Origin of the sequence: Streptomyces sp. H27-C3 (assembly GCF_030063415.1) — a bacterium.
GTDB lineage: Bacteria > Actinomycetota > Actinomycetes > Streptomycetales > Streptomycetaceae > Streptomyces.
This window is the reverse complement of the sequence record NZ_JASITA010000007.1, coordinates 189,918-214,189: the sequence shown is the minus strand read 5'-3', so window position 1 is coordinate 214,189 and position 24,272 is coordinate 189,918. Positions and strand designations below refer to the sequence as shown.

The following is a 24,272-nucleotide window of genomic DNA, read 5'->3' as shown; positions in this document are numbered from 1 at the left end:
GAAGGAACAGCACCTTGATCATCGACACCCATATGCACCCCACGAACGTTGTGGACCAGGCCTGGAGGCACGACGGCGATCCGTTCACCGGTGAGCGGACGCTGGCCATGATGGACGGCCCGTACATGATCAACGGCAAGCCGCGCCGGATCGACTACGGCTGCATCATGCCCCCGCCCGGCAACAGCGTGTGGCAGGACGGGATGCGCGGCGGCCGCGAAGGCATCCGGGACTACATGGCGTACATCACCGAACTGGTGACGACGTACCCCGACCGCTTCATCGGGAACTTCATGTACAACCCGCGCTTCGGGCCCGAGAACGGCGTGAAGGAGCTGGAATTCCATGTCAAGGAATACGGCTACAAGATGCTCAAGCTGCATGCCAACATGCATGCCTACCGCCCCGACCGGGCGCTGGACTGGCTCCGTCCCGTCCTGCGGGTCTGCGACGAGCTGGGCATCCTCGTCCTGATCCACACCGGCGACGGGCCCTACTCGATCCCGACGCAGTTCTATCCGATCATCCGCGAGTTCCCCAACGTCAACTTCATTCTGGGCCACTTCGGGGTGCAGACCGGCGGCGTGTACTGCTTCGAGGCGCTCTACATGATCCTCGACTCCCCCAATGTGTACGGCGAGTCGGGCTGGCTGCTCCAGTCGCGGATCGTGGAGTTCGCCCAGCAGATGGAGAAGCACCAGCTGCTCTTCGGGACCGACTCACCGCCGAACGAACCCGGCATGTGGGCGCGTGAGCTGGAGGTGCTGTGCGGCCCGCCGCCGCAAGGCATGAACCTCTCCGAGGAACACCTGGAGGGCTACCTCGGCAACAACGTGGCGAAGCTGCTGGGCATCGAGCCCACGCCCCCGCCGCGCAACCAGGAAGAGGCACAGCTGCGCCTGAAGGACAGTTACGCCTCGCTGGACTCGGCCGCGCCGTCCCGCGCGTAGCCCCGATGCGGCTTGACGCCGCGTGTCCTCGGCCGCCGGACGGGCTCGGTTGCGAGCCCGTCCGGCGGCGAGCAGACGAGAAATGGAATCCCATGCAGCGCATCGGTCATCTCGTTCCCTCCACCGGCATCGGCGTCGAACGCTGGGCGGCGCAGATCTGCAAGCCTGTCTCCATCGAGACCGCCCAGCCCATCGGGCGGGCCGCGCTGCCCGAAGTGCTGAGCGGCCCGGCGCTCGCCCCCTCCCAGTCCAATGAACTGACGCGTTCGGCCCGGCTGTTGGCCGATGCGGGGGTGGACGCGGTCGTGTGGGGCGGCAGTTCGAGCGATCTGCACGGCGCGGCGCACGGGCGGGCCGTGGCCCGTTGGATCGAGGAAGTCACGGGCGTACGGGCCTCCACCGTCACGCTGGGGCAGCTCGATCTGCTCGCGCGGCGCGACATCATCTCGCTGGCGCTGATCGCGCCCGGCTCGGAGCAGGTCGCGGGCCGTCTCGCGGACACGTATCTCGCGGCGGGATTCAAGGTCGCCTCGGTGACGGCGCTCGGTCTCGGCACGCCGCGCGAGGCTGCGGAACTGCCGGTCTCGCGGATGCGCAAGCTGCTGCTCGGCGCGGACTCGCTGGACGCGCAGTGTGTGGTGGTGGCGGGCACCGAGCTGCCGGTGGCGCCCGTCGCTGCGCTGGTGGAACGGGAGTTGGGCAAGCCGGTGTACGACGGGGCGCGGGTGGCGATCCGTACCGGACTCGATCTGCTGGGGCTGACGGTGAGCGCGCCGGAGTGGGGCGAGCTGTTCAGCGTCGATCAGAAGGCGGGGGTCTGCTGTGACCACTGAGCCCGCTCCGTCCCTCGGCGTGTCGCAGGATCTGCGGGTCTTCCTCAGCGAGTACGCCGCCCGCCACCCCGAGGACGTACTGAACATCGAGGAAAAGATCGACGGTGAGGACGTGGCGGCGCTCGTCATGGAACTCGCGGCGCGCGGCCGTGACGAGCTGCTGGTGTGCTCGCGGGTGGCGGGGCTGGAGACCACACTGGTCACGAATGTCTTCGCGTCCCGGCGCCGCATCGGCCGGCTGCTCGGCGACGGCCCGGCCGGACTGCACCGGGCGTACCAGCGCGCGTCCGCCCGGCGCTGCGAGCCGCGCGTCGTCGCGGACGGGCCGGTCCTCGAAGTCGTCGATTCGGGTGACGCGGTGGACCTCACCGCGCTCCCCCTCATCCAGCACTTCGCGTCGGACCGCGGCCCGTACATCACCAGCGGCATCATCACGGCCGAGGCACCGTCGTACGCCACCGGCCGCTCCGGCAACCTCAGTTACCACCGCTCGCTGATCCACAGCCGCAATGAACTGGCCACCAGCCTGCACTCGCGCGGACATCTGTGGCAGCTGCTGCGGCTGGCCGAGGAGCACGGCGAGCCGCTGCCAGTGGCGATGGTGGTGGGCGCGCATCCGCTGTTCATGCTCGCCGCGTCGGCGCGCGTCGGCGCGGACACCGACGAACGGACTGTCGCGGGCGGCCTGTTCGGGGCGCCGCTGGAGGTGGTGCGGACACCGGAGCACGGAATCCGGGTGCCGGCGAGCGCCGAAATCGTCCTGGAGGGGGTGATCGACCCGGCGCGGCGGGCGGACGAGGGCCCGTTCGGCGAGTTCTCCGGGTACTCCTCGGACCGCTCGACCAACAACGTGCTGACCGTCGGTACGGTCCTGCGCCGCCGGGAGGCGCTGCTCCTCGACGTGGTGGGCGGCAACACGGCCGAGCACCTCAACCTCGCCCGGATCCCGCGCGAGTCGGAGATGGCGCAGAAGCTGATGGACCGCTTCCCCGAGGTCACGGCGTTGCACTATCCGACATCGGGCACGCACTTCCACGCGTATGTGGCGATGCGCGCGAGCCGTCCGGGCCAGGCCCGTCAGATCATGCTCGGCCTGCTGGGCTGGGACCCGTACCTCAAGACGGTCGTCGCGGTCGACGAGGACGTCGATGTCACCGTGGACTCCCAGGTCCTGTGGGCGATGGCCACCCATCTGCAGCCGCACCGCGACGTGTTCACGGTCAACGGGCTGCCGGGCAGTCCGCTGGACCCGTCATCGACGGCGGACGGCACGACGTCCCGGATGGCGCTGGACGCGACGCGGGGCCCGGACTTCGACGGCGTACGCATCAGGGTCGACCCACGGCGCACGGAAGCCGCGCGCCGTCTGCTGGACAGACGCGCGGCTTCCCCTTCTTAACGCCGCACTCGTACCGCTCGGCCCCGGGGGCCTCACGGGCTTCGCACGGCTGCGCCGGACTCCGTCCGCCGGATCGGCTCCTGCGGAATCCGGGCCGGACGTTACGCGCCGACGGCGTGCAGCCCGCCGTCCACGTGGATGATCTCACCGGTGGTCTTCGGGAACCAGTCGGAGAGCAGCGCCACGACTCCGCGGCCGGTCGGTTCCGGGTCGGCCATGTCCCAGGCCAACGGGGAGCGGTTGTTCCATACTTCCGCCAGATCCGAGAAGCCCGGGATGGACTTGGCGGCCATCGAGCCGATCGGGCCGGCCGAGATCAGGTTGCAGCGGATGTTGTCCTTGCCCAGGTCACGGGCAAGGTAACGGGAGGTCGCCTCCAGCGCGGCCTTGGCCGGGCCCATCCAGTCGTACTGCGGCCAGGCGTACTGGGCGTCGAAGGTGAGGCCGACGACCGCGCCGCCACTGCTCATCAGGGGGTGGCACGCCATGGTGAGCGACTTCAGCGAGAACGCCGAGACGTGCATCGCCGTGGCGACCGACTCGAACGGCGTGTTCAGGAAGTTGCCGCCGAGCGCGTCCTGCGGGGCGAAGCCGATGGAGTGCACGACTCCGTCGAGGCTGCCGAGCTCCGCGCGGACCAGGTCCGCGAGGCGGTCCAGGTGCTCGGTGTTGGTGACGTCCAGCTCGATGACCTTGGCGGGCTTGGGCAGCCGCTTGGCGATGCGCTCGGTCAGCGTGGGCCGGGGGAAGGCGGTCAGGATGACTTCGGCACCCTGCTCCTGGGCCAGCCTGGCGGTGTGGAAGGCGATGGAGGACTCCATCAGCACGCCCGTGATGAGGACGCGCTTGCCGTCAAGAATTCCGCTCATGTGATCAGTGACCCATGCCCAATCCGCCGTCAACCGGGATGACGGCTCCAGTGATGTACGAGGCGTCGTCGGACGCGAGGAAGCGGACCGCGGCGGCGATCTCCTCCGGCTGCGCGTACCGGCCGAGTGGCACACTGGCGACAATGCCGCTGCGCTGCTCGTCGGTGAGCACCTTGGTCATGTCGGTGTCGACAAACCCGGGCGCGACGACATTGAAGGTGATGTTGCGCGAGCCGAGCTCGCGGGCGAGGGACCGTGCGAAGCCGACCAGGGCGGCCTTGGAGGCGGCGTAGTTCGCCTGCCCGGCCGAGCCGAGGAGCCCGACGACCGAGGAGATCAGGACGACGCGGCCCTTCTTGGCGCGCAGCATGCCGCGGTTGGCGCGCTTGACGACCCGGAAGGCGCCGGTGAGGTTGGTGTCGAGGACGGACGTGAAGTCCTCCTCGGACATCCGCATCAGCAGCTTGTCCTTGGTGACGCCGGCGTTGGCGACCAGCACCTCCACGGGACCGTGCTTCTCCTCGATCTCCTTGTAGGCCTGCTCCACCTGCTCGGTGTCGGTGATGTCGCACTTGACGGCCAGGAACCCCAGCTTTTCGAGGTCCGCCGGCTCACCCGAGCGGTAGGTGATCGCGACCTTGTCGCCGGCGTCGGCGAAAGCGCGGGCGATGGCGAGGCCGATGCCCCGGTTTCCACCGGTGACGAGAACCGAGCGGCTCAACGGACACCCTTTCGATAGCGGTCGGGTACTGATCGAAGCTATCGGTACATGACGTTGTACGGAGAATCGGGCTCTGACAGCGCCTTGGAGAAGTCACTGTCGGGTCCCTACAGAAAGTGGTGGGCAAGAGGCCCTGCGGCGCGACATCATCGGAGGCGTCCGGTCCCGACGACAGGAGTCATCCGTGCCTCATTCCATCGACGAAGCGTTCACGGCGCTGCCGCTCCGCGCGCTCGCCGACGCGGCGCTCGCGCGGGCGCGTGCCCTCGGCGCCGATCACGCCGATTTCCGCTTCGAGCGGGTGCGCAGCGCCTCCTGGCGGCTGCGCGACGCCAAGCCGTCGGGTTCCTCCGACACCACGGACCTCGGCTATGCGGTGCGGGTGGTGCACGGCGGCAGCTGGGGGTTCGCCTCCGGGGTTGACCTGACCATGGACGCGGCGGCGCGGGTCGCGGGCCAGGCCGTGGCGATGGCCAAGCTGTCCGCGAAGGTGATCAAGGCCGCTGGGTCCAAGGAGCGCGTGGAGTTGGCGGACGAGCCGGTGCACGCCGACCGGACCTGGGTCTCCTCGTACGAGATCAATCCGTTCTCCGTGCCCGACGAGGAGAAGGCGGGGCTGCTCGCGGAGTGGAGCGCGCGGCTGCTGGCCGCGGACGGCGTCGCGCATGTCGACGCCTCCCTGCTGACCGTGCAGGAGAACAAGTTCTACGCGGACACCGCGGGCACCGTCACCACCCAGCAGCGGGTGCGGCTGCATCCGCAGGTCACGGCGGTCGCGGTGGATGCCACGACCGGTGAGTTCGACTCGATGCGCACGATCGCCCCGCCGGTGGGACGCGGCTGGGAGTATCTGCGGGGCAACGGCTGGGACTGGGAGACGGAGCTGGAGCAGATCCCGTCGCTGCTCGCCGAGAAGATGCGCGCGCCCAGCGTCCAGGCGGGCTCGTACGACCTGGTGGTGGACCCCTCCAATCTGTGGCTGACCATCCACGAGTCGATCGGGCACGCCACCGAGCTGGACCGGGCGCTGGGGTACGAGGCGGCGTACGCCGGGACCTCCTTCGCCACCTTCGACCAGCTCGGGAAGCTCGCGTACGGCTCGCCGATCATGAATGTGACGGGAGACAGGACCGCCGAGCACGGGCTGGCGACCGTGGGGTTCGACGACGAGGGCGTCGAGGCGCAGTCCTGGGACCTGATCAAGGACGGCACGCTCACCGGCTACCAGTTGGACCGGCGCATCGCGAAGCTGACCGGTCTGGGGCGGTCGAACGGCTGCGCCTACGCCGACTCTCCCGGCCATGTGCCCGTGCAGCGCATGGCGAACGTCTCGCTCCAGCCGGACCCGGGCGGTCCGTCGACGGAGGACCTGATCGGAGGCGTCGAGCGCGGCATCTACGTGGTGGGCGACCGGTCCTGGTCGATCGACATGCAGCGCTACAACTTCCAGTTCACCGGGCAGCGTTTCTTCCGGATCGAGAACGGGAAGCTCGCGGGCCAGCTGCGCGATGTCGCCTACCAGGCGACGACCACGGACTTCTGGGGCTCCATGGAGAAGGTCGGCGGCCCGCAGACCTATGTCCTGGGCGGCGCCTTCAACTGCGGCAAGGCCCAGCCCGGCCAGGTCGCCGCGGTCTCGCACGGCTGCCCTTCGGCTCTCTTCCGGGGCGTCAATATCCTCAACACCACGCAGGAGGCCGGTCGATGAGCCGCACAGCCAAGCCGTACGAGATCGTCGAGCGGGCCCTGGAGCTGGCGCGCGGCGACGGTCTGGTGGTGATCGCCGACGAGCAGTCCTCGGCCAATCTGCGCTGGGCGGCCAATTCGCTCACGACCAACGGGGTCACCCGCGGCCGCACCCTGACGGTGATCGCGACCGTCGACGGCGCCCGCGGCACCGCTTCGGGTGTGGTGTCGCGCTCCGCGGTCACCGCCGACGAGCTGGAGCCGCTGGTGCGGGCCGCCGAGGCGGCCGCCCGGGGCGCCGAGCCGGCCGAGGACGCCCAGCCGCTGGTCTCCGGGGTGCCCGCGTCGCCCGACTTCAGGGACGCGCCGGCCGAGACCTCGTCCGCGGTGTTCACCGACTTCGCGCCCGCGCTCGGCGAGTCCTTCGCCCGTGCCAGGGCCGGCGGCCGTGAACTGTACGGCTTCGCGAACCACGAGATGACCTCCAGCTACCTGGGTACGTCGACGGGGCTGCGGCTGCGCCACGACCAGCCGAACGGCACGCTGGAGATCAACGCGAAGTCGCCGGACCGTACCCGCTCGGCCTGGACCGGGCACGCCACCCGGGACTTCAAGGACGTGGATCCGGCGGTGCTCGACGCGGAACTGGCCAAGCGCCTGGGCTGGGCCGAGCGCCGGATCGACCTCCCGGCGGGCCGCTACGAGACGCTGCTGCCGCCGACCGCGGTCGCCGATCTGCTGATCTACCAGCTGTGGTCGTCGGCGGCCAGGGACGCCGTGGAGGGCCGTACGGTCTTCTCCAAGCCGGGTGGCGGGACCAGGGTCGGGGAGACGCTCTCGGGGCTGCCGCTGACGCTGCGCAGCGATCCGAACGAGCCGGGTCTGGAGTCCGCGCCGTTCGTCATCGCGCACTCCTCGGGCGACGACTCGTCGGTGTTCGACAACGGGCTGCCGCTGGCGGCCACCGACTGGGTGCGCGGCGGGAAGCTGGAGCGCCTCACGACGACCCGGCACAGCGCGGGCCTGACCGGGCTGCCGGTGGCCCCGGCGATCGACAATCTGATCCTGGACGGCGGCGGTGAGAAGTCGCTGGACGAGATGGTCGCCGCCACCGGGCGCGGGCTGCTGCTGACGTGCCTCTGGTACATCAGGGAGGTCGACCCCGCGACGCTGCTGCTGACGGGTCTGACCCGGGACGGTGTCTACCTCGTGGAGAACGGCGAAGTGGTGGGCGAGGTGAACAACTTCCGGTTCAACGAGTCGCCGGTGGATCTGCTGTCGCGGGCCTCCGAGGCGGGACGCACCGAGAAGACGCTGCCCCGGGAATGGGGCGACTGGTTCACCCGGGCCGCGATGCCCGCACTGCGCATCCCGGATTTCAATATGAGTTCGGTCAGCCAGGGCGTATAACCTCGCACTGCGAACCGTAAACATCACCGAGGAGACAAGAGAACCGTGACGGACATCGTCGACGAACTGCAGTGGCGCGGGCTGATCGCCCTTTCCACTGACGAGGACGCATTGCGGAAGGCGTTCGCGGACGGTCCCGTCACGTTCTATTGCGGCTTCGACCCGACCGCGCCCAGCCTGCACCTCGGCAATCTGGTCCAGATCCTCACCATGCGCAGGATCCAGCTGGCGGGCAACCGCCCGCTGGGCCTGGTCGGCGGCGCGACGGGGCTGATCGGCGACCCCAAGCCGAACTCGGAGCGCACGCTCAACGACCCCGAGACGGTCGCCGCCTGGGTGCAGCGGCTGCGCGGGCAGATCGAGCGGTTCCTCGACTTCGAAGGACCGCACGCCGCGACCATGGTCAACAACCTGGACTGGACGTCGGGTCTGTCGGCCATCAGTTTCCTGCGGGACATCGGCAAGTACTTCCGGGTCAACAAGATGATCGCGAAGGAGGCCGTCTCGCGACGGCTCAACTCCGACGCGGGCATCAGCTACACCGAGTTCAGCTACCAGATCCTGCAGGGCATGGACTTCATGGAGCTGAACCGGCGCTACGGCTGCACGCTGCAGACCGGCGGCAGCGACCAGTGGGGCAACCTGACCGCGGGCACCGACCTGATCCACCGGGTCGAGCCCGAGGCGCAGGTGCACGCGGTGGCGACGCCGCTGATCACCAAGGCCGACGGCACGAAGTTCGGCAAGACGGAGTCGGGCACGGTCTGGCTCGACGCCGAGCGGACCACGCCGTACGCCTTCTTCCAGTTCTGGCTGAACGCCGACGACCGGGACATCCCGAAGTTCCTGCGCATCTTCAGCTTCAAGTCCCGCGAGGAGATCGAGGAGCTGGAGAAGCTGACCGAGGAGCGCCCGCAGGCGCGCGCCGCGCAGCGGGCACTGGCCCAGGAGCTGACGACGATGGTGCACGGCACGGAGCAGTGCGACGGCGTCACCGCCGCGTCGAAGGCGCTCTTCGGCCAGGGTGAGCTGTCCGATTTGGACGAGCCCACCCTGCGTGCGGCTCTCTCCGAGCTGCCGCACGCCGAGGTCGCCGCGCTCGGGTCCGTCGTGGATCTGCTCACGGAGGTCGGTCTGTCCGCGAGCAAGTCCGCCGCCCGCCGCACGATCAAGGAGGGCGGGGCCTACGTGAACAACGTCAAGGTCGCCGACGAGGAGACCCCGGTGGGCCCGGAGCAGCTGCTGCACGGCCGCTGGCTGGTGCTGCGCCGGGGCAAGAAGAACCTGGCTGCGGTCGAGGTCACCGGGGGCTGAGCCGTCGGTGGTCCGGCCGGCCTGACTGTCCACGAAGAAGGGCGGCCGGACACTCAGCGTGTCCGGCCGCCCTTCTTCGTGGACAGTCAGGTTCTCTGCCGGCCCTTGCCCCGGATCGCGGACCAGAGCATGTCACCGACACCGACCACCGCCACGGCGCCGATCAGCTGGAGGATGTGCCGTCCCCAGTCGATGCCCTTGGTCTCGTTGATGCCCATCCAGGTGGCGACCGCGTTACCGAGAATGCTGCCGAGAATTCCGAACACGGCCGTCAGCCACAGCGGGATCTCCTGTTTCCCGGGAAGGATCGCCTTCGCGATCAGTCCCAGGATCAGTCCCACGACGATTGCCCACAACCAACTCATGTCGCCTCCTCATGCGGCGCGGTTCGCGCATGTTCGCCCAGTTTCGGACGATGTACCGTACGGCGCATGTCGGACAGCGCCATACGTGGATCGGCGGGGCGCGCACACCCGGGCCTGGGATGCCCCGGTCTCGAAGTCGGCGGAGCCGCGGCGTAACGTGGGAGGTGTCCGGTCCGGAGAGTGTCCGGCACAGGAAATCGGGTGGTGGAACGTGATGCGGAAACAGCGCAGCGCCGAGGTCGTCCGGATTACCGGGGCGCGGCAGAGCCTGGCCGACGACATTCGCGGCAGGCAGCGCCGTTACATCATTTCGATGTCGGTCCGTACCGTGTCGGTGGTGCTGGCAGCGGCCTTGTGGAACGTGGAACGGCACATCGCGATCGTGGCCCTCGGGCTGGGCGTACTCCTGCCGTACATCGCCGTGGTAATCGCCAACGGGGGTCGGCAGAACGCGCCTTCGCTGCCGTCCGCCTATATTCCGACGCCGATAGTGCCGGCCATCGAGCCGCCTCTCGGAGCGGTCGGCGCGGAACCCGCCCCGGAAGCGGCAACGACCGACCGAGAACAATGGCCACGCGAACAAAGCTGATCTTTACCGGTCTGCAAAGCTCAAGAAAAGCTCAGATCAATCATGAAGTTCCGGTGCACCGCACCCCGTGTCGCGTGACATACTTCGTAGGCGCTCCGCATCCCCCGTCGGAGCGACGGACCGACGCCGGGCAGCTCCCCCCGTGGCTGCTCGGCGTCGCCATTTCCCGGGGGTTTTCGCGGCCGGCTCCCGGAGCTGATCTAGGGTTGAGTGCGTGAACTCCGCCGACACTCCCCGCTCTCCCGGTTCTCCGGACGCCGCCCCCTCCACCGAAGCCGGCGCCACTGCCACGGTCTGCTCGGCCAAGGGCTGCCGCGCCACCGCTGTCTGGGTCGTCGTCTGGAACAACCCCAAGGTGCACACACCGGACCGCCGCAAGACGTGGGTCGCGTGCGAGGAGCACCGCGAGCACCTCTCCCACTTCCTGGACCTGCGGGGCTTCCTCAAGGACGTGGTGACCCTGGAGGAATGGGAGTCCGTCCCCCGGGGCGACTGAAGACCCCGGGGCCGGGGCGTCAGCCGCCGATGGCCGACATCGGCCGATCGGGCTGCAGGAACGTCGGGTCGTCGAGACCGGAGCCCGCCTTCTTGCCCCACATCGCGAGCTTCCAGAACCGGGCGATCTCCTCGTCCGGCGCACCGGAGCGCAGGGCGGCCCGCAGGTCCGACTCCTCACGAGCGAAGAGGCAGGTGCGCACCTGTCCGTCGGCGGTGAGCCTGGTCCGGTCACAGGCCGCGCAGAACGGGCGCGTGACGGAGGCGATGACGCCGACCCGGTGCGGGCCGCCGTCCACGACCCAGCGCTCGGCGGGGGCGGAGCCTCGCTCGCCCTCGCTCTCCTCGGTGAGCGCGAAGCGCGTACGCAAAGACTCCAGGATGTCACCGGCGGTGATCATGCCGTCGCGCTTCCAGCCGTGCTGCGCGTCCAGCGGCATCTGCTCGATGAAGCGCAGCTCGTATTCGTTCTCCACGGCCCAGGCGAGCAGCTCCGGGGCCTCGTCGTCGTTGAGCCCGGGCATCAGCACGGCGTTGACCTTGACCGGCGTCAGACCGGCCTCGCGGGCCGCCGCCATGCCGTCGATGACGTCCTGGTGGCGGTCGCGGCGGGTGAGTGTCTTGAAGACGTCGGGGCGCAGGGTGTCGAGCGAGACATTGACCCGGTCGAGACCGGCCGCCTTCAGTGCGGACGCGGTGCGCTTGAGCCCGATGCCGTTGGTGGTCAGGGACATCTGGGGGCGCGGCTCCAGGGCCGCGCAGCGCTCGACGATGCCGACGATCCCGGGGCGCAGCAGCGGCTCACCGCCGGTGAAGCGCACCTCGGTGATGCCGAGGTCGGTGACGGCGATCCGGATCAGCCGCACGATCTCGTCGTCGGTGAGCAGATCCGGCTTCGTCAGCCACTGCAGGCCTTCTTCCGGCATGCAGTACGTACAGCGCAGATTGCAGCGGTCGGTGAGTGAAACACGCAGGTCGGTGGCGACCCGGCCGTAGGTGTCGATGAGCATGTCGACCTCCTCCCCGATCCGTAAATTCATCATGGTGGAACGGCGTCAAGCCTACGCGACACCTGTGACATCGATGGGGGCCCGAAGTCACCAGAGCGGCGTGGCCGCGTCGTAGGACTCTACGACGCGGCCACGGAGGGGTGCGGTGAAAACCCGGGTCAGTGCGCTCCGATGCCGGTGAGCGACTTGACCTCCAGCTCCGCGTATTTCTCCTTGTCCACGTCGTCCTTCGACAGCACGGCCCCGAGCCAGCCGAGCAGGAAGCCCAGCGGGATCGAGATCAGGCCGGGGTTCTCCAGCGGGAACCAGGCGAAGTCCACGCCGGGGAACATCGACGTCTCCTTGCCGGAGACCACCGGTGAGAAGAGCACCAGGGTCACCGACGAGGCCAGGCCGCCGTAGATGGACCACAGCGCGCCCTGGGTGGTGAACTTCCTCCAGAACAGGCTGTAGAGGAGCGTCGGCAGGTTCGCGGACGCGGCGACCGCGAAGGCGAGGGCGACCAGACCGGCCACGTTCAGATCGCGGGCGAGTGCGCCCAGTGCGATGGAGACGACACCGATGGCCACCGTCGCCCAGCGGGCGGCGCGGACCTCTTCCTTCTCGGTGGCCTGGCCCCGGCGGATCACGTTGGCGTAGATGTCGTGCGCGAACGAGGACGAGGACGCCAGCGTGAGGCCGGCGACCACCGCGAGGATGGTGGCGAAGGCGACCGCGGAGATCACCGCGAGCAGGATCGCGCCGCCGGTGGAGCCGGCGCCGCCGCCGATCTCCAGCGCGGCCAGTGGCGCCGCCGTGTTGCCCGCCTTGTTGGAGGCGATGATGTCGGCCGGCTTGAGCAGCGCCGCCGCGCCGAAGCCCAGCACGATGGTCATCAGGTAGAAGCCGCCGATGATGCCGATCGCCCAGTTCACGGACTTACGGGCGGCCTTGGCCGTCGGGACGGTGTAGAAGCGGATCAGGATGTGCGGCAGACCGGCGGTGCCCAGGACCAGGGCGATGCCGAGCGAGATGAAATCGAGCTTGGAGACGCTGGTGGCGCCGTACTTCAGGCCGGGCTCCAGGAACGCCGAGCCCTTGCCGCTGTTCGAGGCAGCGGAGCCGAGCAGGTCGGAGACGTTGAAGTTGAACTTCAGCAGGATCAGGAAGGTGATCAGCACGGTGCCGGTGATGAGCAGGACCGCTTTGACCATCTGGACCCAGGTGGTGCCCTTCATGCCGCCGATGGTCACGTACACGATCATCAGGACGCCGACCAGGGCGACGATCAGGATCTTGCCCGCGTCACTCGTGATGCCGAGGAGCAGCGAGACCAGCACGCCCGCGCCCGCCATCTGCGCGAGCAGGTAGAAGATCGACACGACGATGGTGGAGGCGCCCGCCGCGGTACGGACCGGGCGCTGGCGCATGCGGTAGGCGAGGACGTCGCCCATCGTGTACCGGCCGGAGTTGCGCAGCGGTTCGGCGACCAGGAGCAGGGCGACCAGCCAGGCGACCAGGAAGCCGATGGAGTAGAGGAAGCCGTCGTATCCGAAGAGGGCGATGGCGCCGGCGATGCCGAGGAAGGACGCGGCGGACATGTAGTCGCCGGAGATCGCGAGGCCGTTCTGGAAGCCGGTGAACTGCCGGCCGCCCGCGTAGAAGTCGGCGGCGCTCTTGGTCTGGCGCCCGGCCCAGACGGTGATGATCAGCGTCGCGACGACGAAGAGGCCGAACAAGGTGATGATCAGCGGGCGGTGCTCGCTGGCGTCACCGGCCGCGGCGATCCGGACCGTGATCAGCGCGGTGCTCATACGTCGGCCTCCATGCGGGACTTGATGGCTTCCGCCTTCGGGTCGAGCTTCGTCGCGGCGTGGCGCGAGTAGAACCAGGCGATGAGGAAGGTGGTGAGGAACTGGGCGAGGCCGAAGACGAGAGCCACGTTGATGTTGCCGAAGAGCTTGGTGCCCATGAAGCCGCCCGCGTAGTTGGACAGCAGGACGTACAGCAGGTACCAGGCGATGAAGGCGATGGTCAGAGGGATGGCGAAGGCACGGTGCGAGCGACGCAGCTCCCCGAATTCGGGGCTGTTCTGCATCGCGACGTACTGCTCCGTCGTGGGTCCAGCTGTACTCAGGTCCGTGCCGCCCTCGGGCGGTGGGGCATCGGTTGCCACGGATTCTCCTCGCGACGGGGGTGCGGTTGGGGTGGGCCGTACGAGCTCACTGCCGGGGGGCGGTGAGGCTCGTCCCCCTGACAACGGCACGGAGCGCACGGCGACGCGGTTCGATATCGGCACTATCTTTTCCGAACTCGTTGATACGAACGCATGATCGGCGCTAGCTTCACTCGACATGTACCCGCTCATGTGCACCCCGCGCAGGGCGGTTCTCACGGATGATGTGGAGAACCCATGGCTCATCTGGGATCCAGACGACAGCGCGCACTCGCCCTGCCCGTCGGACTGGCACTGACGGCCTCGCTCGGCTTCCTGCCAGGGGCGGTCGCCACGGCCGCGCCGCAGGACGGCCCGGCGACCGCCACGGCCGCCCCCACGGGACCGAAGTTGTCCTACGTGGTCAACACCAAGGGCGGCCACAGCAGGTCGGTCAAGAAGGCGATAGCCATGGCCGGCGGGACCGTGGTGAAGGCGTACGAGCAGATCGGCGTCGTCGTAGTCCACTCGCAGAACCCGGACTTCGGCAAGGAGATACGCAGAGCCAGGGGCGTGTCCTCGGCCGGCGCCACCCGTACCGCCCCGCTCACGCCGGTCGGTATCACCGAAGAAGGCACCACCCAGAAGCTGTCCGCGGCCGAGGCCGCGAAGGCCGCCGCGGCGGCGGAGCCGGGCCAGGAGCCTCTTGAGGCCAACCAGTGGGACCTGCGCTCCATCGGGGCCGACAAGGCCGCCAAGATCAATGACGGCAGCCGCAGGGTCACCGTCGGTGTGATCGACACCGGGGTCGACGACACCCACCCGGATCTCGCGCCGAACTTCTCCAAGTCGCAGTCGGCCAACTGTGTCGGCGGCGTCGCCGACTCCTCCGAGGGCGCGTGGCGCCCGTACACCGACGGCAGTGACCACGGCACGCACGTCGCGGGCACGATCGCCGCGCCGCGCAACGGCCTGGGTGTCGCCGGAGTCGCGCCGGGCGTCAAGGTCGCGGGCATCAAGGTCAGTGAGCCCGGCACCAGCCTCTTCTTCACCGAGGCCGTCGTCTGCGGCTTCGTGTGGGCGGCCGAGCACGACATCGATGTGACGAACAACAGCTATTACGTCGACCCGTGGATGTTCAACTGCGAGGACGACCCGGACCAGAAGGCCCTGCTCGACTCGCTGACGCGCGCCACCTCGTACGCGGAGCGCAAGGGCGCCCTGAATGTCGCGGCGGCGGGCAACTCGGACTACGACCTGTCGGCCGACTCGCTCGTCGACACGTCGAGCCCCAACGACTCCACGCCGGTCACGCGCACCATCGACCCGTCGGAGTGCCTCGACGCGCCGACCCAGCTGCCCGGCGTGGTCACCGTCACCGCGACGGGCGACAAGAACGTCAAGTCGTACTACTCCAGCTACGGCTACGGCGTGGCCGACGTGGCGGCTCCCGGTGGGGACAAATACCAGATCCCGGCCACACCCGAATCCAACGGCCGGGTTCTGTCGACCGTCCTGAACGGCGGCTACGGCTACAAGCAGGGCACCTCCATGGCCACCCCGCACGTGGCGGGCGTCGCGGCGCTGCTCAAGAGCGCGCACCCGAAGGCCAGTCCGGCGCAGCTCCAGAAGATGCTCAAGAAGCAGGCGGACAACCCGGGCTGTCCGAGCCACGTCTACGACGCGGCCGGCAACTGGGTCGAGGCCACCACCTGCGAGGGCGACAGGCGCGTCAACGGCTACTACGGCTCCGGCATCGTCGACGCCCTCGACGCCGTGAAGAAGTGAATCTCCCCGAAGAAGTGGCTCTCCCCCGACCGCCCCGAAGAACCGGAGATCTCATGACGTCGCCCCGCGCCCACTGGTCCCGTCGGACCGTGGCGATACCCGCCGGCCTGGCGATAACCGCCGCCCTCGCCTTCCTGCCGGGCACCGCAGCCGCGACCACCGCGCCTTCGGCCGACGCCGCCACCTCCCCTGCGGCGGCCCTGCAGAGCGCGGCCGGTACGCCGCTGAGTTACGTCGTCAATGTGCGCCCCGGGCACGGCAACGCGGCCAAGGTGAAGAAGGCCATCACCAAGGCGGGCGGCACCGTCGTCAAGGCGTACGACCAGATCGGCGTGATCGTCGTCCACTCGTCGAACGACGCCTTCGCGAAGACCATCCGCAAGGCCAAGGGCGTCCAGTCGGCGGGTGCCACCCGCACCGCGCCGCTGCCCGCCCAGTCGACGAAGGACATCGGCCACCCGAAGACGCTGACCGGCGCGCAGGCGAAGGCCGCGTCCACCCGGGCGGTCGTCGGCGAGGACCCGCTCCAGCCCTTGCAGTGGGACCTGCCCGCCATCAAGGCGGACAAGGCCCACGAGAAGACGCTCGGCAGCAAGAAGGTCACGGTCGCCGTGATCGACACCGGCGTCGACGACACGCACCCGGACCTCGCGCCGAACTTCGACCGCGCGGCGTCGGTCAACTGTGTGACGGGCAAGCCGGACACGACGGACGGCGCCTGGCGCCCGTCCGCCGAGGAGAGCCCGCACGGCACGCATGTGGCGGGCGAGATCGCCGCCGCGAAGAACGGCATCGGTGTCACCGGTGTCGCGCCGGGCGTCAAGGTGTCCGGCATCAAGGTGTCCACGACGGCGGGCTTCTTCTACACCGAGGCCGTGGTCTGCGGATTCATCTGGGCGGCCGAGCACGGCGTCGATGTGACCAACAACAGCTATTACACCGACCCGTGGATGTTCAACTGCAAGGACGACCCGGACCAGAAGGCGCTCGTCGACGCCATCACCCGGGCGTCGCTGTACGCGGAGAAGAAGGGCGCGGTGAACGTCGCCGCGGCCGGCAACTCGAACTTCGACCTCGCCGCTGACACGGTCAACGACACCACCAGCCCGAACGACTCGACGCCGGTGGACCGTGACATCGACCCGTCCGAGTGCCTGGACGCGCCGACCCAGCTGCCCGGCGTGGTCACCGTCTCGTCGACCGGAGCCAAGGGCATCAAGTCCTCGTTCTCCAACTACGGTCGCGGCGTCATCGACATCGCGGCCCCAGGCGGCGACAGCACGGCGTACCAGCCGCCGCAGGCCCCCGCGACCAGCGGCCTGATCCTCGGCCCCGTGCCGGGCGGTCAGTGGGCCTACATGGCCGGTACGTCGATGGCCTCCCCACACGTGGCGGGTGTCGCGGCGCTCATCAAGAGCACGCACCCGCACGCCTCCGCGGCGAAGGTCAAGGCCCTGCTCGCGGCGCAGGCCGACAAAACGCTGTGCACGGACCCGTACGACATCGACGGCGACGGCAAGATCGACGCGGTGTGCGAGGGCGGCAAGAACTACAACGGCTTCTACGGGGTCGGTATCGCCGACGCCCTGGACGCGGTGACCAAGAAGTAACGCACCTTCCACAGGAACGGGCCGCCCGGTCTCCGGGCGGCCCGTTTTCCGTGCGGGCGGCCCGGGTTCGGGCGCGTCGGGTCCGGGCGGCCCGGTCTCAGGTACGGACGGTGTCGCCCGCCGCCGGACGGGGGCTCGGCAGCGTGGTGGCCTGACGCGCGAGCACCCCGGTGGCCAGCAGGTACTGCGCCGCCGCGTAGGTGAGCATGATCCAGAAGTCGGGCACAGGCAGCTGGGGCCACTCGGCGACGCCGGTGGCGATGAGGGTGTCGGAGAGCAGGAAGAGCGCGCCGCCGAGCCCGGCGTACAGCCCCAGGTCGCTCGCCCGCCACGCCATGACGGTGAGCAGGAGGCTGTATCCGGCGACCGGGACGCGCAGTTCGGGCGGCAGGTCGGGCCAGAGCAGCAGCACGGTGCCGACGAGGGCGACGGCATATCCGGCGCCGAGGTACGGGTTGGTGCGCGTCCGGCGGAAGAGCAGCAGGTAGCAGACGTGCCCTGCGGCGAAGGAGCCCATGCCTGCCATGAAGGCGGGGTCGGCGTCGAAGAGCAGGAAGACGTCGCCTCCCCAGCCGAAGAGCAGCGCCACGACCAGCAGGGCGGGGCCGCCGCGCACGACGACGTAAGCGGCGAGCAGGGGCATCAGTAGGGGCTTGGCGATCTGGTGCCCGAGGTCGGCGCCCGCCAGCAGCGAGACGAGATCGGCGGCGGTCGCGACGGTGAAGGCGGCGAGGAGGAGACGGGCGAGGGCGGCACGTCTCATGCGGCGGGCTCCGGCTGCTGGACGCCGGCGGCTTCCGGGGCAGGAACCGCGGCGGCGACCGGCAGGGCTGCGGCCTCGGCCTCCGGGGTGACAGCGGTCCCGGCACCCGGCAGGGCCGCCGGCACGGCGGCGGGCACGGCGGCGGGCACGGCGGCGGGCACGGCGGCGGGCACGGCGGCGGGCACAGTGCGTACGACGCTCGGCCTGGCCTCCGCCGCGGGCAACTTCCGCGGTGCCGGCTGCCAGCCGGGGCCGCCGAAGACGCGTCCCGCACGCTCGCGCCAGCTCGTCGCCGCGCGTACGTCGCGGGCGATGGCGGCGTACTCGTGCGTCGCTACGCGCAGCGGGTTGTACGTCTCGATGTTCTTCGTCAGGCCGTAGACGGGCCGCTCGGTCTCGGCCGCGAAGGAGCCGAAGAGCCGGTCCCAGACGATCAGGATGCCGCCGAAGTTCCGGTCCAGGTAGCCACCCTGGGACGCGTGGTGGACCCGGTGGTGCGAGGGCGTGTTCAGGACATATTCGAAGGGGCGCGGCAGCTTGTCGACCCGCTCGGTGTGGACCCAGAACTGGTAGACGAGGTTCGCGGACGAGCAGAACGCGAGCGCGGCCGGGTGCACGCCGCAGGCGATCATCGGCAGGTAGAACGGCCAGACGGTGAGGGACGTCCAGGGCTGGCGGAGCGCGGTGGTGAAGTTGAAGTTGCGGCTGGAGTGGTGCACGACGTGGCAGGCCCACAGGATGCGGATGACGTGGTGGCCGCGGTGCGACCAGTAGTAGAAGAAGTCCTGCGCGAGCAGCATCAGCAGGATCGTCCACCACAGGACGGGGACGCGGGCGGGCGTCAGCTCGTACACCGCCATGTAGATCGCGACAATCGGGAACTTCCAGAGAATGTCGAACGCGATGCTGCCCAGCCCCATGCCGACGCTGGTGGCGGCGTCCTTGGTCTCGTACCCGACGGCGTCCTCGTCGGGATGCAGGCGGTAGCTCACCACTTCGATCACGGTGAGCAGGACGAAGGCCGGTATCGACCACAGCACGACATCGGGCAGGTTCGGCATGCCCGCACCTTAAAGGCGGGGCCGAGCGTCCCGCTAGGGGTTGTTACCGACAAGTATGTAAGACGTGATGTCAGCGGGTTGGGCGGTTCCGGTGGTGGGCGGGTGGCGCCCTGCGGGGCTGCTGCTGCGCGCCGCCGCTAGATCCCCGCCGCGCCCAGCAACGACCCCACCCCGTACGTCACCGCCATGGCCAGCGCCCCGCCCGCCATGTTGCGCAGCACCGCAGGGCGAGGCGGCGCCGTGCCCAGGCGGGCGCTGCCCCAGCCCGTAAGGGCCAGGGCGATCAGGACCGAGACCACCGTGACCGGCAGCCGCCAGGACACGGGCGGCAGGACGATCGCCAGCAGCGGCAACAGCGCCCCCAGCGTGAACGAGACGAAGCTCGCGCCCGCCGCCCGCCAGGGGTCGGTCAGGTCGTCCGGGTCGATATTGAGCTCCACGCGCGCGTGCGCCCGCAACGCGTCCCGCTCCGTCAGTTGCTCCGCCGCCGCCCGCGCCACCTCCGGCGACAGGCCGCGCGCGGACAACAGCTCGGCCAGCTCCGCCAGTTCCTCCTCCGGCTGCTCCCGAAGCTCCCGCGTCTCCTGGGCCAGCGCCGCCTTCTCCGAATCGCGCTGCGTCGAGACGGATACGTACTCCCCCGCCGCCATCGACATCGAACCGGCCAGCAGGCCCGCAAGTCCCGCCGTCAGCAGCGCGGCGCGCTCGTCCGTCGCGCCGGCCACGCCGACGACGATGCCGGCGGTGGAGACCACCCCGTCATTGGCCCCGAGAACCCCGGCGCGCAGCCAGTTCAGCCGCGCGCCGAGTCCCCCGCCGTGCGCTTCCTCGTGGGTCTCGGCGCGGTCGTCCGTCGTATCGCTCATTCGGCGACGGTCTCACCCGGCGCTTCACCAGACGCGTACCGACCCGCCCGGCGCGAACGCGGGGCTGGTCGCGCCCTGCGGCGCCTCCTTGAGAGGTTCGTCGATCTCCTCCACCGTGGGGCCGACTCGCGCGGCGATGCGGTCGAGCGCCGCGAGGTCGAAGCCGTACACACGGGCCGCGTTGCCGCCGACCATGGTCGCGATCTCGTCTCTCGGCAGACCGGCGTATGCGATCCGCAGGCCCTCGCGGGAGTACGGTGTCGTGCCCTCGTCATGGGGGTAGTCGCAGCCCCACATGATCTTGTCGAGGCCGATCCGGTCCCGCAGCGGGACCTCGTGCGGGCGCATGAAGCTGGCGCCGACGAAGCAGTTGTCGCGCCAGACGTCGCTGGGGCTGGTCCCCATCGAAGCGGCAAGGCCCGCACCGAACTTGGACTCCGCGGTGGCGGCCCGGGAAGCCGCGGCGACCAGGCGCGAGTGGTAATAGTCGAGCATCTCGACGACCCCGGGGATCCAGCCGGAGCCCTGCTCCGTCAGGACCAGTCTCAGCCCGGGGTGACGACGGAACGCCCCGCCGAAGATCAGGTGCCACAGCGCCCGGTGCGAGAACCAGGTGGTCTCCACCATGAAGACGGCGCGGGCGGCAGGTTCGTCCCCCAGCGGCGGGGATGCGGACCCGCCATGGTGGTTGACCGGTACCTCCAGTTCCTCGCAGACCGCCCAGAGCGGGTCGTACGTCTGCGAGTAGAGCTCGGGTATGCCCGACCCCGGCGGGGCACCGGGCAGCAGGATGCCGCCGGTGAGGCCGGCCTCCTTGATCCGGCGGACCTCCCGCACCGCCTCGTTCACGTCGTTGAGCAGGATCTGGGCGACACCCGCCCGCCGTCCGGGCACCGCGTCGCAGAAGTCGGCCAGCCAGCGGTTGTGGGCGCGCAGCCCGGCCCACCTCTGTTCGTACTCCGCCTTCGACGGTGCGGGTGCCATCAGCGAGGCGCTGGGGAAGAAGGGCGGGATGGTGTTGGGGAAGACGACCTCGGCGACGATGCCGTCGGCCTCCAGCTCGGCGACGCGGCGCGCCGAGTTCCAGTTGCGGTCCGCCGTGTCCGCGAGGAGGTCCTCGTACGGGTTGACGTAGGTCGCCGCCCAGGCGTCGAAGTCCTCGTGGTGGCGCTTCTCCAGGTACGGCCGGTAGTCGAGGAGGTCGGCGCCCGCGTGGCAGTCGGCGGAGATGACGGTGTAGCGGTCCTGGAGCCGGTCCATCACATGACTCCCAGCTGCGGGAAGTCATGCTCGGTCAGCCAGTGCCTGCCCACCTCGCGGGACTTCGCCCAGGTGGCCTCGATCGCGGGCTGGTCGGCGCTCTGGCCGAGGTCGTCCGGCGTCGGGCCGACGCGCTCGGCGACCGGGGCGAGCTTCGCCGTGTCGAAGCCGAAGACATCGGCGGCGGCCAGGCCGAGCATCCGCCGGGTCTCGGCGACCGGGATGTCGTGGAAGGTTTTCCGCAGCCACGCGCGCGTGTCGGGCCAGGTGCCCTCGGGATGCGGGAAGTCGCTGCCCCAGAGGATGTTGTCGACGCCGATCTCGTAGCGCTGGGCGAGCTCGCGCCGCTTGGTGTTGGTGGCGCAGATGAAGACCTGGCGGTCCAGGTACTCGCTCGGCGGCCGCTTCAGCTCCGCGAACGGCGACAGTTTCTTTCCGCCGTGCGCGCCCAGATACAGCCGGTCCATGAACCACAGCTGGTTGGGCAGCCACCAGCAGCCGGACTCCGCGACACCGAACTTCAGCCCGGGGTGGCGCTCGAAGACACCGGACCAGAGCAGGAACCACAGCGGCCGTGCGGGCCACCACGTCACCTCGGATACGTAGATGCCCAGGTGGTCGCCGTATTCGTGGCGCGGCGCCGCGCCGGAGTGCGTGACGATCGGCATCCGCGTCTCGGCCGCCGCCGCCCACACCGGGTCGTAACGCCGGTCGTGATACGGCGCCTTGTCGACCCACATCGAGGGGATCATCAGCGCGCCGAGCCCGGACTCCTTGGCCCGGCGCACCTCGGCGACGACCCGGTCCACCTCGCCCGTGATGGGCAGCAGGGCGACCCCGCAGTGCCGTTCGGGGTGTTCCGCCACGAGCTCGGCGAGCCAGCGGTTGTGCGCCTGCGCGCCTGCCATGCCGAGGTCGGGGTCCTGGTCGCCGGAGAGCCCCAGGCCCACCCCGAAGGGGGCCGCGGTCCGGCTGTCGACGGCATCGGCGTCGGGGAAGACGACCTCGGCCGCCACCCCGTCGCCGTCGAGCTCCTTGATCCGCTGCGCGGTGTCCCAACCGCCGCGCAGCCCTTCCTCGTTGGCCTCGAACCACTCGGTGGCGAAGGCCTCGTTGCGCACGCCAAGACGCGTCATCTCCTCGCGGCGGGCGTCGCGCTGCCCGAGGAATTCGTCGAAGGGCCGGTGGAAGGCGCTGTCAAGATAGGGCCGGTACTGCTCGGTCGGCGGTCCGGCGTGGCAGTCGGAGGAGATGATCAGGTACGGGTCCCGCTCTGTCATCACACACACCTCGGTCGGATGAAATGAGTCGAAGCAGTCGAGCCGGTCGTGGTTGGTCAGCGCCGGTCGTGATCGGGTCAGTGCCCGTCGTGCTCGGGTCAGCGCCGGTCGCGACCGGTCTCAGTCGAGAATGAAGTTCTCCAGGTACGACGGGTTGGCGCGGTCGAGCATCGACTGCGACCTGGCACGGATCTGCCGGTCGCTGTGCTCGCTCGCCGGCAGCATCCAGAAGCGGTCGGCCCCGATCCCGTCCACGACGACCTCGGCGACCTGCTCGACCGGGGTGAACTCGATCTCGTGCCCGGCCTCCCTCATCGCCGACTCCCACTGCCCGAGGCCGCGGTACGGCGTTTTGCGGGGCCGCTCCTTCGCGTACCGCTCCGGCCGGTTGCGGTGCGACTCCCACAGCCCGGTGCGCAGCATGTGCGGTCCCGGGAAGAGCACCGAGGCGCCCAGTTCCGCGCCCTCCGCCCGGAGATGGGCGTACAGGGACTCGGTCATGGTCACGACGGCCGCCTTGGTGACGGCGTACACGGAGGCGGTCGGCAGTGGCGCGATGCCGCCGTCCGCCGACGAGGTGTTGACCACATGGCCGGGCTCACCGCCCGCGATCATCCGCGGTACGAACGCCTGGATGCCGTGGAAGACACCCCACACATTGACCGCGAACGCCCACTTCCAGTCGTTGGGTTCGTGCTCCCACATGCGGCCCTCCGCGCCCGACCCGACGCCCGCGTTGTTGCACAGCACGTGCACCGCGCCGAAGGCCTCGTACGCCGCGTCCGCGAGGGCGACGACACTGGCGCCTTCGCTGACGTCGACGGCGCGCGCGAGCACCTGCGCGCCCCTTCCGCGCAACTCGGCCGCCGCCTTTTCCAAGGCGCCCTCTTCCACATCGGCGAGGACGACCTTCAGTCCCTCGTCCGCGAACCGGCGGGCCATCGCGAGCCCGATGCCGCTCGCAGCGCCCGTCACCACCGCGACCTGCCCCTCCCGTAGCTCCATCAGAAGCTCCCCTCCGGCGGGCCGTCGAGGATCTGTTGCGGGTCGTCGTAGCGCTGGTGGATGTACGGCAGGAGCGCCTGCGCGCTCACCCGCTCGACGACCCTGCCCCGCTGGTCGGTCGTCTTCTCACCGATGGTGATCCCCACGAGTCGGCGTACGGGCAGGTCGGCGATGGGGTCGTACATCGACTCGCGGAGCACCACGTCGCCCGTGATCCGCTCCAGCCCGCGCACCTTCTCGTTGCGCGTGCAGTGCACCAGGACCGGGTCGGCGTCAAAGCCGTGACCGTCCACCGCGGGGAGGAACTTGAAGTAGAAGTCGACCTTCTCGGCCGGCTCGGGCAGCGGCAGCGCCCCGTCCACCGCGCCGCGCACCTCGACGAAGGCGATGCCGTGCCGCGCGAGGGAGGCCCGTACGACCAGACCGTCGCGCTCGACGCTCACCTCGCCCAGCTTCTTGGGCTCGCCGAACACCTCCCGGCCGCCGATCAGCGCCCGTTCATGGGTCATCGGCATGACCAGCGGGTACCAGCCCTCGATCCCGCCGTGCTCGGCGGCGACCGCCACGGAGCCCGCGCCCAGCGGGTAGCCGGGCAGGTCGACCTTGCTGATGTTGACCCGGACGAGCGGGCGCGAAGTGGGCTTGAGCGGCGGCGGCAGTACGGCCGTCACCGCGTCGGGGTCGCTCTCCCAGAGCGCCACCACACCGGTGGACCAGATGTCGGGGAGCTTGGAACTCGCTGCGCGCGCCGCCGCGATCTCGGCTTCGGTGCGCGGTCCGTACCGTACGCGTGCCATGCCGTACCACCCTTGGTCGGTCGTGCCTGAGCACTGCTTGAAACAGCGCTGCCTGAAACAGTCCCGC

The 24,272-nt window shown here is 69.7% G+C and carries 23 protein-coding genes; 10 read left to right on the top strand and 13 right to left on the bottom strand.

Translation table 11 applies throughout. The features are described 5' to 3' along the window. The first annotated feature begins 14 nt into the window (after positions 1–14). From QMK30_RS09505 to QMK30_RS09495, 3 genes are all read left to right on the top strand, one after another. Positions 15–950 (top strand): amidohydrolase family protein, encoded by a 936-nt coding sequence (locus tag QMK30_RS09505; protein WP_283516759.1) that lies wholly within the window; start codon positions 15–17, stop codon positions 948–950. Positions 951–1,042: 92 nt separating this feature from the next. Next, entirely contained in the window at positions 1,043–1,783 is a 741-nt protein-coding gene (locus tag QMK30_RS09500) for a maleate cis-trans isomerase family protein (RefSeq protein WP_283516758.1), read from the top strand. After that, complete coding sequence (locus QMK30_RS09495; protein WP_283516757.1) at positions 1,773–3,182, top strand: UbiD family decarboxylase; 1,410 nt, start codon at positions 1,773–1,775, stop codon at positions 3,180–3,182. The genes QMK30_RS09500 and QMK30_RS09495 overlap by 11 nt, the downstream gene beginning before the upstream one ends. Positions 3,183–3,283: 101 nt before the next feature. Here QMK30_RS09495 and fabI read toward each other — a convergent pair whose 3' ends face one another. Then, entirely contained in the window at positions 3,284–4,051 is a 768-nt protein-coding gene (gene fabI, locus QMK30_RS09490; RefSeq protein WP_283516756.1) for an enoyl-ACP reductase FabI, read from the bottom strand. Between the two features lie 4 nt (positions 4,052–4,055). Further along, positions 4,056–4,772, bottom strand: coding sequence for a 3-oxoacyl-[acyl-carrier-protein] reductase (gene fabG / locus QMK30_RS09485; protein ID WP_283516755.1), 717 nt, complete (start codon positions 4,770–4,772; stop codon positions 4,056–4,058). A 184-nt stretch (positions 4,773–4,956) separates the two neighbouring features. On the opposite strand from fabG, the gene QMK30_RS09480 reads away from it, so the two are divergent. From QMK30_RS09480 to tyrS, 3 genes are read left to right on the top strand one after another with little or no spacing between them, the layout of a single operon-like run. Further along, positions 4,957–6,480: a TldD/PmbA family protein gene (locus QMK30_RS09480; protein ID WP_283516754.1), complete on the top strand. Its 1,524-nt coding sequence runs from the start codon at positions 4,957–4,959 to the stop codon at positions 6,478–6,480. Continuing rightward, complete coding sequence (locus tag QMK30_RS09475; RefSeq protein ID WP_283516753.1) at positions 6,477–7,868, top strand: metallopeptidase TldD-related protein; 1,392 nt, start codon at positions 6,477–6,479, stop codon at positions 7,866–7,868. The genes QMK30_RS09480 and QMK30_RS09475 overlap by 4 nt, the downstream gene beginning before the upstream one ends. A gap of 45 nt (positions 7,869–7,913) precedes the next feature. After that, the gene (gene tyrS / locus QMK30_RS09470) at positions 7,914–9,182 is read left to right on the top strand and encodes a tyrosine--tRNA ligase (protein ID WP_283516752.1); all 1,269 of its coding nucleotides are present in this window, start codon (positions 7,914–7,916) and stop codon (positions 9,180–9,182) included. 86 nt (positions 9,183–9,268) lie between these two features. Here tyrS and QMK30_RS09465 read toward each other — a convergent pair whose 3' ends face one another. Further along, entirely contained in the window at positions 9,269–9,547 is a 279-nt protein-coding gene (locus QMK30_RS09465) for a GlsB/YeaQ/YmgE family stress response membrane protein (RefSeq protein WP_283516751.1), read from the bottom strand. Positions 9,548–9,761: 214 nt separating this feature from the next. Here QMK30_RS09465 and QMK30_RS09460 point away from each other — a divergent pair, with 214 nt between their 5' ends. Both QMK30_RS09460 and QMK30_RS09455 read left to right on the top strand, forming a co-directional pair. Next, positions 9,762–10,136, top strand: a complete 375-nt coding sequence (locus QMK30_RS09460; RefSeq protein ID WP_283516750.1) for a DUF3099 domain-containing protein — start codon at positions 9,762–9,764, stop codon at positions 10,134–10,136. A gap of 214 nt (positions 10,137–10,350) precedes the next feature. Continuing rightward, on the top strand, positions 10,351–10,632 hold the full coding sequence (locus tag QMK30_RS09455) for a hypothetical protein (protein ID WP_283516749.1): 282 nt from the start codon (positions 10,351–10,353) through the stop codon (positions 10,630–10,632). A 19-nt stretch (positions 10,633–10,651) separates the two neighbouring features. Here the strand turns inward: QMK30_RS09455 and moaA are convergent, their stop codons facing one another. The 3 genes from moaA to QMK30_RS09440 all read right to left on the bottom strand — a co-directional run bounded on the left by moaA (position 10,652) and on the right by QMK30_RS09440 (position 13,796). After that, positions 10,652–11,641 (bottom strand): GTP 3',8-cyclase MoaA, encoded by a 990-nt coding sequence (gene moaA, locus QMK30_RS09450; protein ID WP_283516748.1) that lies wholly within the window; start codon positions 11,639–11,641, stop codon positions 10,652–10,654. A 158-nt stretch (positions 11,642–11,799) separates the two neighbouring features. Further along, on the bottom strand, positions 11,800–13,434 hold the full coding sequence (locus QMK30_RS09445) for a monocarboxylic acid transporter (protein ID WP_283516747.1): 1,635 nt from the start codon (positions 13,432–13,434) through the stop codon (positions 11,800–11,802). Further along, on the bottom strand, positions 13,431–13,796 hold the full coding sequence (locus tag QMK30_RS09440; protein ID WP_283516746.1) for a DUF485 domain-containing protein: 366 nt from the start codon (positions 13,794–13,796) through the stop codon (positions 13,431–13,433). Before QMK30_RS09440 ends, QMK30_RS09445 begins: the two co-directional genes overlap by 4 nt. Positions 13,797–14,033: 237 nt before the next feature. Here QMK30_RS09440 and QMK30_RS09435 point away from each other — a divergent pair, with 237 nt between their 5' ends. Then, on the top strand, positions 14,034–15,563 hold the full coding sequence (locus QMK30_RS09435; protein ID WP_283516745.1) for a S8 family peptidase: 1,530 nt from the start codon (positions 14,034–14,036) through the stop codon (positions 15,561–15,563). 53 nt (positions 15,564–15,616) lie between these two features. Continuing rightward, complete coding sequence (locus QMK30_RS09430; protein ID WP_283516744.1) at positions 15,617–17,173, top strand: S8 family peptidase; 1,557 nt, start codon at positions 15,617–15,619, stop codon at positions 17,171–17,173. A 97-nt stretch (positions 17,174–17,270) separates the two neighbouring features. On the opposite strand, the gene QMK30_RS09425 is transcribed toward QMK30_RS09430, so the two are convergent. The 7 genes from QMK30_RS09425 to QMK30_RS09395 all read right to left on the bottom strand — a co-directional run bounded on the left by QMK30_RS09425 (position 17,271) and on the right by QMK30_RS09395 (position 24,205). Beyond that, positions 17,271–17,936: a lysoplasmalogenase gene (locus QMK30_RS09425; RefSeq protein WP_283516743.1), complete on the bottom strand. Its 666-nt coding sequence runs from the start codon at positions 17,934–17,936 to the stop codon at positions 17,271–17,273. Continuing rightward, on the bottom strand, positions 17,933–18,997 hold the full coding sequence (locus QMK30_RS09420; protein WP_283516742.1) for a sterol desaturase family protein: 1,065 nt from the start codon (positions 18,995–18,997) through the stop codon (positions 17,933–17,935). Before QMK30_RS09420 ends, QMK30_RS09425 begins: the two co-directional genes overlap by 4 nt. A gap of 137 nt (positions 18,998–19,134) precedes the next feature. After that, positions 19,135–19,863 (bottom strand): VIT1/CCC1 transporter family protein, encoded by a 729-nt coding sequence (locus tag QMK30_RS09415; protein ID WP_283516741.1) that lies wholly within the window; start codon positions 19,861–19,863, stop codon positions 19,135–19,137. Between the two features lie 24 nt (positions 19,864–19,887). Beyond that, complete coding sequence (locus QMK30_RS09410; protein WP_283516740.1) at positions 19,888–21,123, bottom strand: amidohydrolase family protein; 1,236 nt, start codon at positions 21,121–21,123, stop codon at positions 19,888–19,890. Beyond that, positions 21,123–22,403, bottom strand: coding sequence for an amidohydrolase family protein (locus QMK30_RS09405; protein WP_283516739.1), 1,281 nt, complete (start codon positions 22,401–22,403; stop codon positions 21,123–21,125). The genes QMK30_RS09410 and QMK30_RS09405 overlap by 1 nt, the downstream gene beginning before the upstream one ends. Before the next feature lie 120 nt (positions 22,404–22,523). Continuing rightward, positions 22,524–23,408, bottom strand: a complete 885-nt coding sequence (locus QMK30_RS09400) for an SDR family NAD(P)-dependent oxidoreductase (RefSeq protein WP_283516738.1) — start codon at positions 23,406–23,408, stop codon at positions 22,524–22,526. Next, positions 23,408–24,205 carry an acetoacetate decarboxylase family protein gene (locus QMK30_RS09395; protein WP_283516737.1) on the bottom strand — a complete coding sequence of 266 codons (798 nt, stop codon included), beginning with the start codon at positions 24,203–24,205 and terminating at the stop codon, positions 23,408–23,410. Before QMK30_RS09395 ends, QMK30_RS09400 begins: the two co-directional genes overlap by 1 nt. Between the last annotated feature and the right edge of the window lie 67 nt (positions 24,206–24,272).

What these genes read in the sequence shown, in the direction of transcription:
- QMK30_RS09425 (WP_283516743.1), bottom strand. Translation starts at nt 17,936, where the DNA reads ATGAGACGTGCCGCCCTCGCCCGTCTCCTCCTCGCCGCCTTCACCGTC.
- fabI (WP_283516756.1), bottom strand. Translation starts at nt 4,051, where the DNA reads ATGAGCGGAATTCTTGACGGCAAGCGCGTCCTCATCACGGGCGTGCTG.
- moaA (WP_283516748.1), bottom strand. Translation starts at nt 11,641, where the DNA reads ATGCTCATCGACACCTACGGCCGGGTCGCCACCGACCTGCGTGTTTCA.
- QMK30_RS09400 (WP_283516738.1), bottom strand. Translation starts at nt 23,408, where the DNA reads ATGGAGCTACGGGAGGGGCAGGTCGCGGTGGTGACGGGCGCTGCGAGC.
- QMK30_RS09410 (WP_283516740.1), bottom strand. Translation starts at nt 21,123, where the DNA reads ATGGACCGGCTCCAGGACCGCTACACCGTCATCTCCGCCGACTGCCAC.
- QMK30_RS09420 (WP_283516742.1), bottom strand. Translation starts at nt 18,997, where the DNA reads ATGCCGAACCTGCCCGATGTCGTGCTGTGGTCGATACCGGCCTTCGTC.
- QMK30_RS09415 (WP_283516741.1), bottom strand. Translation starts at nt 19,863, where the DNA reads ATGAGCGATACGACGGACGACCGCGCCGAGACCCACGAGGAAGCGCAC.
- QMK30_RS09405 (WP_283516739.1), bottom strand. Translation starts at nt 22,403, where the DNA reads ATGACAGAGCGGGACCCGTACCTGATCATCTCCTCCGACTGCCACGCC.
- QMK30_RS09465 (WP_283516751.1), bottom strand. Translation starts at nt 9,547, where the DNA reads ATGAGTTGGTTGTGGGCAATCGTCGTGGGACTGATCCTGGGACTGATC.
- QMK30_RS09435 (WP_283516745.1), top strand. Translation starts at nt 14,034, where the DNA reads ATGGCTCATCTGGGATCCAGACGACAGCGCGCACTCGCCCTGCCCGTC.
- QMK30_RS09430 (WP_283516744.1), top strand. Translation starts at nt 15,617, where the DNA reads ATGACGTCGCCCCGCGCCCACTGGTCCCGTCGGACCGTGGCGATACCC.
- QMK30_RS09475 (WP_283516753.1), top strand. Translation starts at nt 6,477, where the DNA reads ATGAGCCGCACAGCCAAGCCGTACGAGATCGTCGAGCGGGCCCTGGAG.
- QMK30_RS09460 (WP_283516750.1), top strand. Translation starts at nt 9,762, where the DNA reads ATGCGGAAACAGCGCAGCGCCGAGGTCGTCCGGATTACCGGGGCGCGG.
- QMK30_RS09445 (WP_283516747.1), bottom strand. Translation starts at nt 13,434, where the DNA reads ATGAGCACCGCGCTGATCACGGTCCGGATCGCCGCGGCCGGTGACGCC.
- QMK30_RS09395 (WP_283516737.1), bottom strand. Translation starts at nt 24,205, where the DNA reads ATGGCACGCGTACGGTACGGACCGCGCACCGAAGCCGAGATCGCGGCG.
- QMK30_RS09500 (WP_283516758.1), top strand. Translation starts at nt 1,043, where the DNA reads ATGCAGCGCATCGGTCATCTCGTTCCCTCCACCGGCATCGGCGTCGAA.